This window comes from Actinomadura sp. KC216 (genome assembly GCF_004348535.1).
Classification (GTDB): domain Bacteria; phylum Actinomycetota; class Actinomycetes; order Streptosporangiales; family Streptosporangiaceae; genus Spirillospora.
The window spans coordinates 1-7751 of the sequence record NZ_SMJX01000368.1 but is presented as its reverse complement, the minus strand read 5'-3'; the positions used below and the strand labels follow the sequence as shown (position 1 = coordinate 7751).

Here is a 7751-nt window from a genome sequence, read left to right as displayed (position 1 = left end):
CCTAGGGAGCTGCCTACCAGATGCCAGGTGGGGAGGGCCAGGCGGTCTAGGAAGGCGACCAGGGCGGTTGCGTAGTCGGTGACCGTTGGGTGGGTGGTGGCTAGTGGGGTCGAGCCGTTGTAGCCGGGGGTGTTCGGGGCTATGCCCTGGTGGGTGGGGGCCAGTAGGCCCAGGACGTCGCGGAACGCGTCCGCGTTGGAGCCGATGCCGTGCAGGCACACCACGGCCGGGGCGCCGGGACGGCCCGTCCGGACGCAGGTGATCGGTTCGGTCACTTGTGCAGGCTCTCGCGCAGGTAGCCGATGACGTTGACCGACGAGTTGGCGATGTGGGAGTACATGGCGGCGTAGGCGGCCTGCGAGTCCTCCTGGAGGATGGCCGCCAGCAGCGCGCCGTGCTCGGCGTAGGAGTTCTTCATCCGGTCGTTCGTGATGTAGAACTGCGGCACCCGGAACGGCGCCGTGCGATGACGCAGCCCGCGGACGATCTCGTACAGGGCGTGGTTGCGGCTGCCCTGGTAGATCGCGTTGTGGATCTGCTCGTTCAGCCGCGCGTAGCCTTCGTGGTCGCCGGCGGTGACGTACGACTCCGACTCCTCGTGGAGCAGTTCCAGCCGCCGCCGTTCGATCACCGTGAGCCGTACCGCGCACAGCCGCGCGCACAGCGCCTCGATCTCGGCGAACGCCTCGAAGAGCTCCTCCAGCTGCTCGGAGTCGATCTCGGCGACCCAGGTGCCCCGGTTGGGGCGGATCTCGACCAGCCCCGTGCCGCTGAGCTCGCGCAGCGCGTCGCGCACCGGTGTGCGGGACACGTTGAACTGGTCGGCGAGCTGCAGTTCCTCCAGCCGCTGCCCCGGCTTGAGCCGGCCGGAGACGATGTCCTCCGCGATCCGCTGCCGGATTTCCTCCGACCTAGTCCCAGCGATGTGGACCATCCTCCATATCGGTGTCGAATTCCCGGCTACAGAAGCGCGCAGGCTTCGTCGAACGGCAGCCGGGGAAGCCTCGGGAACTGCGCGGCACGATCGGCGTAGCCGAGGTTGCACAGGAAGTTGACCCGCGTCTTCCGGTCGGGGAAGAAATCCCTTTCAATGACTTCTGGGTCGAAACCCGACATCGGCCCGCAATCAAGACCCAGTGCCCGGGCGGCAATGATCATATACGCTCCCTGGAGGCTGGAGTTCCGGAATGCGACCTCCCGCCTGGCCTCCTTCCGCTCGTCCCCGGCGTGGACGGCGACGAGCTCTGGCCGTCCGGGGAAGAGCTCCGGCGCGCGGAGATGGAAGTCCTCGGCCCAGCCGACGATCACGGTGACCGGTGCCTCCCTCGTGCGTTCCACGTTCCCCGGATCGAGCGCGCGAAGCAACCGCTGCTTGGCCTCGTGTCCTCGCACAAAGATGAATCGGGCCGGACAAAGATTGCTTGCGGTCGGGCCGAATTTCACCAGCTCGTACAGTTCGCGCAGCAGCCGGTCGGGGACGGGACGCCCCACGAACCGGTTCGCCGTCCTGGCCCCGGTGAACAGGCGCTCCAGCACATGGTCCGCGAGGGCGCCCGGCTCGGCCGCGTTCATCACCTTCGCCATTCACGCCCCGCTTATCGCCGGAACGGCGTCCCGCTCGAATTCCCTGATCCCCTCCACCACGGCGGTGAGCCGTGCCCGGCGCTCGGGCGGTAGCGGGGAGATCGGGGCGCGCGCCGGGCCGGGGTCCAGGCCCACCACCGCCATCGCCTCCTTGATGACCACCGGGAACGAGCCCAGTGCCCAGGCCCGGCGCAGCGGCGCCAGCGCGTCGTTGATCCGGCGCGCGGTGGCCAGGTCGCCCGCCCGGACGGCGTCGTACATCCGGCACACGAGCCGCGGGAACACGTTCGCCGCCGGGGAGATCGCGCCCGCCCCGCCGTGCGCGAGCAGCGCCATCGTGATGGTGTCGCGGCCGGAGAACAGCAGGCAGCCGCCCGGCTCGGTGAGCAGGAACTCCACGCCCTGGCTGAGGTCGCCGCTGCTGTCCTTGACGCCGATCACGTTGCCGGACCGGGCGCAGTCCGCGTAGACGTCGGGGGTCACGTTGACGCCGGTGCGCGGCGGGTTGTTGTAGAGCAGCACGGGCAGCGCGGTGGCGGCGGCGACCGTCCGGAAGTGCTCGGCCAGCTCCCGGCCGGACGGCGCCAGGAAGTACGGGGTGATCACCATCGCCACGTCCACGCCGATCGACTCGGCCGCCCGGGTCAGCGCGATCGACTCCCGCGTGGAGACCGCGCCGGTGCCCGCGTACACCGGGACCCGCCCGGCGACCGTCTCGACGGTGATCTCCATCAGCCGCAGCCGCTCGGCCGTGTCCAGGACGTAGAACTCGCCCTGGCTGCCGGCCACGGAGATGCCGTGCACGCCCGCCGCGACGTAGCCCTCCACGAGCGCGCGGAACCGCCCCTCGTCGAGGTCGCCGCCCGCGGCGAAGGTGGTCGGCGTGGCGGTGACCACGCCGTGGAGGCGCTCGCGCGTCCGGTCCTGCTGGTTCAAGGTCGTTCCTCCTGCTTCAAGGTCGTTGCCGCTGCTTCGAGGCCGTCCTCCCGCGCGGCTACGTGACGCCCATCAGGTGGCTCAGCCGCTGGGCGGTCTCGGTGAACTCGGGGAGCGCCCTGGTGGTCGCCGGGTCGCGGGGGCGGGCGATGTCCACCCGCATGTCCTCGACCACGGTCCCGGGACGCTGGGACATGACGATGATCCGGTCGGCGAGGAACACCGCCTCGGCGATGCTGTGCGTGACCAGCAGCACGGTCTGCCGCAGCTCCTGCCATATCTTCAGCAGCTCGACGTTGAGCCGGTCGCGGGTCAGCGCGTCGAGGGCGCCGAACGGCTCGTCCAGCAGCAGGATGTCCGGGCGGCACACCAGCGCCTGGCCCAGCGCGGCCCGCTGCCGCATGCCGCCCGACAGCTCGTGCGGGTGCTTGCGGGCGAACCCCGACAGGCCGAGCATCTCCAGCATGGGCGGCACCCGTCGGGCGATCTCCGCCTTGGGGATTCCGGCGAGCCGGGCGCCCAGCCCGACGTTCGCCTCGACCGTCCGCCACGCGAGGAGGTTGTGCGTCTGGAACACGACCCCCAGGCCGGGCGGGGTGCCGACGACCGGACGGCCCTGCACCTCCACCCGTCCGCCCGCGTCGGCGTCGACCAGCCCGGCCACGATGCGCAGCAGCGTGCTCTTGCCGCAGCCGCTCGGCCCCACGATCGCCACGAACTCCCCGGCCGGGACGGTCAGGTCGATCGGGTCGAGGGCGCGCACGTCCTCGCGGCCCCGGAAGGTCTTGGACGCCCCGGCCAGCCGCACCGCGGCCGGGTCGCCGGGCGCGGCCGCCACCGCCGTCTGCGGGGACGGTTCCAGGACCCGCCGGGTGGACCGGGTCATCGGGCCGCTCCCACCCAGCCGTTCTCGGAGATGTCGAAGATCACGCCGTCGGGGTCGCGGTACTTGGCCTCGTAGTAGAGGGAGTCCTTGGCCAGCGGGAGGTCCATGAAGAACCGTCCGCCGTTGGCCTCGATGAGCTTCCCCTGCTCCTCGAGGTCGTCGCACCAGAAGCCGAAGTGGTGGACGCCGACGTACTCCTTGCCGCGTTCCAGCCCGGCGGCCTCGTCGGTCTTGTAGTTCAGCAGCGCCAGGCAGACCGTGCCGTCGGTCAGGTAGACGCCGGTCGCGATCGGCGACTCGGTCTCGCCGGCGACCTCCATCTCGAACGTCTCGCGGTAGAACTTCGACGCGGCCTCAAGGTCGTTGACCGCGATCGCGATGTGCCGCAGCTTCGCCACGGGATCAGCTCCAATCAGATTTCAGGCGGCCGCTCGGCCCCGCCACCACACCAGGCGGCCGAGCAGCTCGATGACGCCGTACAGGACGAAGGACAGGGCGGTGACGAGGAGAAGGCAGGCGAACACCAGGTCGGTGCGGTTGCTGGACGCGGCGGACTGGATCAGCATCCCGAGCCCCTCGTCCGCGCCGACGAACTCGCCGACGATCGCCCCGATCACCGCGAGCGGCATCGCGACCTTGCAGCCGTCGATCACCGCGGGCAGCGCGTACGGGACGCGCAGCTGCGCGAACGTCGCCCACCGGGACGCGCGCAGCGCCCGGAAGTGCTCCTCCAGATGGGCCGGGGTCCCGGCCAGCCCGCCGAGCGTAGCGATGGCCACCGGGAACAGCGCGAACAGGAAGGCCATCAGCACCTTCGAGCCCAGGCCGTACCCGAACCAGATGACGAACAGCGGCGCCAGCGCCACCTTGGGCAGCCCCTGCAGGGCGACCAGCAAGGGGTACAGCGTGCGGCGCAGGAACCCCGACCCGTAGATCAGCACCGCCAGCAGCAGCCCGCCGGCCGCCGCGAGCAGGAAGCCGAGCAGCACCTCACGGGACGTGATCCACAGATAGTCGGTCAGGCCGGACCGGGCCGTCCACCCGGCCGACAGCACGTCGCTGAAGGTGGGCAGCAGGTAGGGCTTGACGTCCAACGCGCCGGGGAGGAACTCCCATGCGGCCAGGATGACGGCGACCAGCAGCACCGGCTCCGCCACCCTGAGCGCGCGGCGGATCATGGGCGGCCCTCCGCCTTCTCCTCGTAGAGGGCCGGGGCCGGGACGCGGAAGCGCTCGAAGCGCCACTGGTCGTACGCCTCGACCGTGTCGTCCCACACCTGCGCCTGGTGGGGGTGGTCGGCGTCGACCTTCACCATGTCGGCGTAGAACTCGACGTAGTTGCCGTCCGGGTCGAGGAAGACGAGGAAGAGATTCTCGCCCGGCCCGTGCTTGCCGATGCCGCGGACGATCTCCACGTCCCGCTCGGCGAGGAAGTCGGCGGCGGCCTCCAGCTCCTCCAGCCCGCCGACCTCGTAGGAGAAGTGCTCCAGCCCGGCGCGCTCACCGACCTGGCGCGGTGGACGCGCGGCCTCCTCGGGGGGAAGCTGGGCGAGGCCGAGGTCGTGGTGGTCGGGCCCGCAGCGCAGGAACACCATCTGGTCGGCGATCCAGTCGGACACGGTCAGCCCGACGATCTCGGTGTAGAACTCGACGGACTTGTGGATGTCGCGGACCTGGAGCACCAGGTGGCCGAGCTTTCGTGGACGTGCGGCCGGCATCGCGGTCACCTTCCTCGCGGGGTCTGACGGGCTCACTTGAGGTGGTCGTTGGTGTAGACGTCGGACGGGGCGATCTCCCGCTTCACCTGGAAGGCGCGCCGGATCGTCTCGACGGTCGAGGTCATCCGGGCCGCGTCGAACCAGCCGAGGCCCTGGGACGCGGTGCGCGGGTCGTTGATCAGCTTGTTCATGTCGGTGGCCTGCTGCGTCAGGACCTTCGGGTCGAGCTGCGGGTTCTTCGACGCGATGTACTCGGCGACCTTGTCGGGGTGCTCGCGCATGTACGCGTAGCCCTTGTAGGTGGCGCGCAGGAACGCCTTCACCAGCGCCGGGTCCTGCTGGATCCGCTGGGCGGACGTGACGATCCCGTTGCCGTACATGTCGAGCTTGTGGTCGCGGTACTCGATCCACTTGATGTTCTTGCCGGCCTGCTCGGCCAGCTTCAGGACGTTGGCGCGGTTGCTCGCGGCCCAGCAGTCGTCCAGGTCGGTCTTGCCCTGGATGAACGAGGTGTCGACGACGGCCGGGTCCATCTTGAGCAGCTTGATGTGGTCGCGGGGGAGCCCGTTCTCCTCCAGCCACACCGGAAGCAGGCTCTGGATCGGGGACGTGGCGCCGCCGCCGAGCACCAGGCCCTTGAGGTCCTGCAGCGTGTTGATCTGGTGCTTGCCGGCGTCGTAGCACAGCCCGCCCGGCCACACGGTGTTGAGCGCGCCGACCATGACGGCCTTCCCGCCGGCCGCCCGGTTGAGGATGACGCTGACCGGGTCGCCGTAGCCGAAGTCCCACTTGCCCTGGTCGATCTCGTTGACCGTGCGGGTGCCCCCGTAGCCGCGCACGGCCTCGACCTCGAGGCCCTCGGCCTTGTAGAAGCCCTGGTCGATCGCGGCGAACACGCCGCCCGTGCTGCCCTGCGGGAAGTACGCCAGATTGAAGGTGATCTTGCGGAGCGGCTTGCCGGAGTCGGCGGCGCCGTCCGAGCCGCACCCGGTCAGCGCCACGATCAGCGCCGCGACCAGCGCGACGATCGGCACCGGACGCCGTCGGTCTGCTTTTCTCATGGGGACTCCCACATGGATGGACGAAGGAAGAAGCACCACCCCCGATGACCGGTCAGCGGACCGGGTTCTCCAGGACCCCGATGGCCTCGATCTCGGCGCGCATCACATCGCCGCTCTTGAGGTAGACGCCGCGCCCCATGCCCACGCCGTCGGGGGTGCCGGTGGCGATGAGGTCGCCCGGCCGCAGCGTGAGGATCTCCGACAGGTAGGCGATCTGCTCCGCGATGGTGAAGATCATTTCGCTGGCCTTGGCGTCCTGCATGACCTCGCCGTTGACGGCCAGCCGCAGCGCCAGCGATTGCGGGTCCGGCATGCATCCGGCGGGCACCAGCCAGGGGCCGAGCGGCGCGAAGGTGTCGAAGCACTTGCCGCGGAACCAGTCGAACTTGAACGGGAAGTCGTCCCGCATGTTGAGGTCGCGGGCGGAGACGTCGTTGATGATCGTGTACGCCACGACGTGGTCGAGGGCCTCGTCGACGGGGATGTGCCGGCCGCCCGTCCCGATCACGGCGGCGAGCTCGACCTCCCAGTCGACCTGCTCGGACGTCTCCGGCATCTCGACGGTCTCGCCGGGGCCGATGACGCTGGAGTCGGCCTTCATGAACACGTAGGGCCGGCTGTTGGCCTTGGCCGCCAGCACCGTGCCCATCTCGTCGGCGTGGTCGACGTAGTTGGAGGTCGCGGCGAAGATCCGGGCCGGGCGGTAGGGCGCGGCCAGCCGGTCCGCGCCGCCGGGGATCTCGGTCAGCGCGTCCGGGCGGGCCTGGGCGGCGGCGACGAGGGAGCGGAGCGCTTCGAGGGTCCGCGGCCAGTCGGCGAGCAGGTCGTCCACGGAGCCGTCGAGGGCGCCGTAGCCGAGGGCGCTCTGCGTTTCGGCCAGGTCGTGGACGCGCCCGTGGTCGAGGACCAGCGCGGGTCGGACGGCGCCGCCCTCGCCAGAACGGTACGAGGCGAGCGCGAACCAGTCCACATCCGCTTCATTTCGTGTGCTCATAGCTCAGTATGTATACATGTGACCCTCAGAGCGTGCAATAGGTCACAGCGGAATTTCTCTGGCCGAGGGCCTGACCGGCTACGAGGCGGCGGGCTTCAGCGGTGCCCCAGGGCTTGGGCGATCGCGGTTTCCACCGGGGAGGACGTCCCGGGCGGACGGTCGAGGCGGAGCGGCTCGGACGGGCTCAGTTTGGGCTGGGCCAGGAAGCGCGGTGTCGTGCCGTGGTGGGGCCGGCCCGCGTGCACCAGGAACGGGTGGCACAGGTAGACGTCGCCCGCACGGCCGGTGGCGTCGGCGGTCGGCAGATGCCGGGTGGCGGCGTCCGCGCGGCGGGCCAGCTCTCGCGCGTCCAGGCCGTCCTCGCCCTCGGGTTCGAGGACGCGGGCCACGTGCCGGTGGGAGCCGATGCGGAGGCGGGTGGGGGCGTCGGCGGGGCCCACGTCCGAGAGCAGGAAGAACATCAGCAGGGCGCGGTCCCTGGACGCGACGTTCGCGCGCCAGGTCATGTAGTCGTCCGGGGATGAGCCGGGTCCGGGGAAGCTGACGTCGACGTGCCACCCGTCGACGACGGCC

The 7751-nt window shown here is 70.4% G+C and carries 11 protein-coding genes; all 11 read right to left on the bottom strand.

The features are described from left to right. On the bottom strand, window positions 1-275 hold a 275-nt coding region (locus E1264_RS37160; RefSeq protein ID WP_132181324.1), incomplete at its 3' end, for an alpha/beta fold hydrolase. Continuing rightward, a complete protein-coding gene (locus E1264_RS37155) occupies window positions 272-934 on the bottom strand; it encodes a GntR family transcriptional regulator (RefSeq protein ID WP_132181322.1) in 663 nt (220 codons plus the stop codon). The genes E1264_RS37155 and E1264_RS37160, both read right to left, overlap by 4 nt. A gap of 26 nt (window positions 935-960) precedes the next feature. Beyond that, the gene (locus tag E1264_RS37150) at window positions 961-1584 is read right to left on the bottom strand and encodes a malonic semialdehyde reductase (RefSeq protein ID WP_132181320.1); all 624 of its coding nucleotides are present in this window, start codon (window positions 1582-1584) and stop codon (window positions 961-963) included. Beyond that, window positions 1585-2520: a 4-hydroxy-tetrahydrodipicolinate synthase gene (dapA, locus tag E1264_RS37145; protein ID WP_132181318.1), complete on the bottom strand. Its 936-nt coding sequence runs from the start codon at window positions 2518-2520 to the stop codon at window positions 1585-1587. 58 nt (window positions 2521-2578) lie between these two features. After that, on the bottom strand, window positions 2579-3406 hold the full coding sequence (locus tag E1264_RS37140) for an ABC transporter ATP-binding protein (protein ID WP_132181316.1): 828 nt from the start codon (window positions 3404-3406) through the stop codon (window positions 2579-2581). Next, complete coding sequence (locus E1264_RS37135; RefSeq protein WP_165964574.1) at window positions 3403-3804, bottom strand: VOC family protein; 402 nt, start codon at window positions 3802-3804, stop codon at window positions 3403-3405. The genes E1264_RS37140 and E1264_RS37135 overlap by 4 nt, the downstream gene beginning before the upstream one ends. Window positions 3805-3825: 21 nt before the next feature. Then, window positions 3826-4584 (bottom strand): ABC transporter permease, encoded by a 759-nt coding sequence (locus E1264_RS37130; protein WP_132181312.1) that lies wholly within the window; start codon window positions 4582-4584, stop codon window positions 3826-3828. Further along, window positions 4581-5123: a VOC family protein gene (locus E1264_RS37125; RefSeq protein ID WP_132181310.1), complete on the bottom strand. Its 543-nt coding sequence runs from the start codon at window positions 5121-5123 to the stop codon at window positions 4581-4583. The genes E1264_RS37130 and E1264_RS37125 overlap by 4 nt, the downstream gene beginning before the upstream one ends. A 32-nt stretch (window positions 5124-5155) precedes the next feature. Further along, window positions 5156-6184 carry an ABC transporter substrate-binding protein gene (locus E1264_RS37120; RefSeq protein ID WP_132181308.1) on the bottom strand — a complete coding sequence of 343 codons (1029 nt, stop codon included), beginning with the start codon at window positions 6182-6184 and terminating at the stop codon, window positions 5156-5158. 52 nt (window positions 6185-6236) lie between these two features. Next, the gene (locus tag E1264_RS37115; RefSeq protein WP_132181306.1) at window positions 6237-7178 is read right to left on the bottom strand and encodes a fumarylacetoacetate hydrolase family protein; all 942 of its coding nucleotides are present in this window, start codon (window positions 7176-7178) and stop codon (window positions 6237-6239) included. Window positions 7179-7273: 95 nt separating this feature from the next. Then, a partial coding sequence (locus E1264_RS37110) for a phytanoyl-CoA dioxygenase family protein (RefSeq protein WP_207936746.1) occupies window positions 7274-7751 on the bottom strand: 478 nt, incomplete at its 5' end.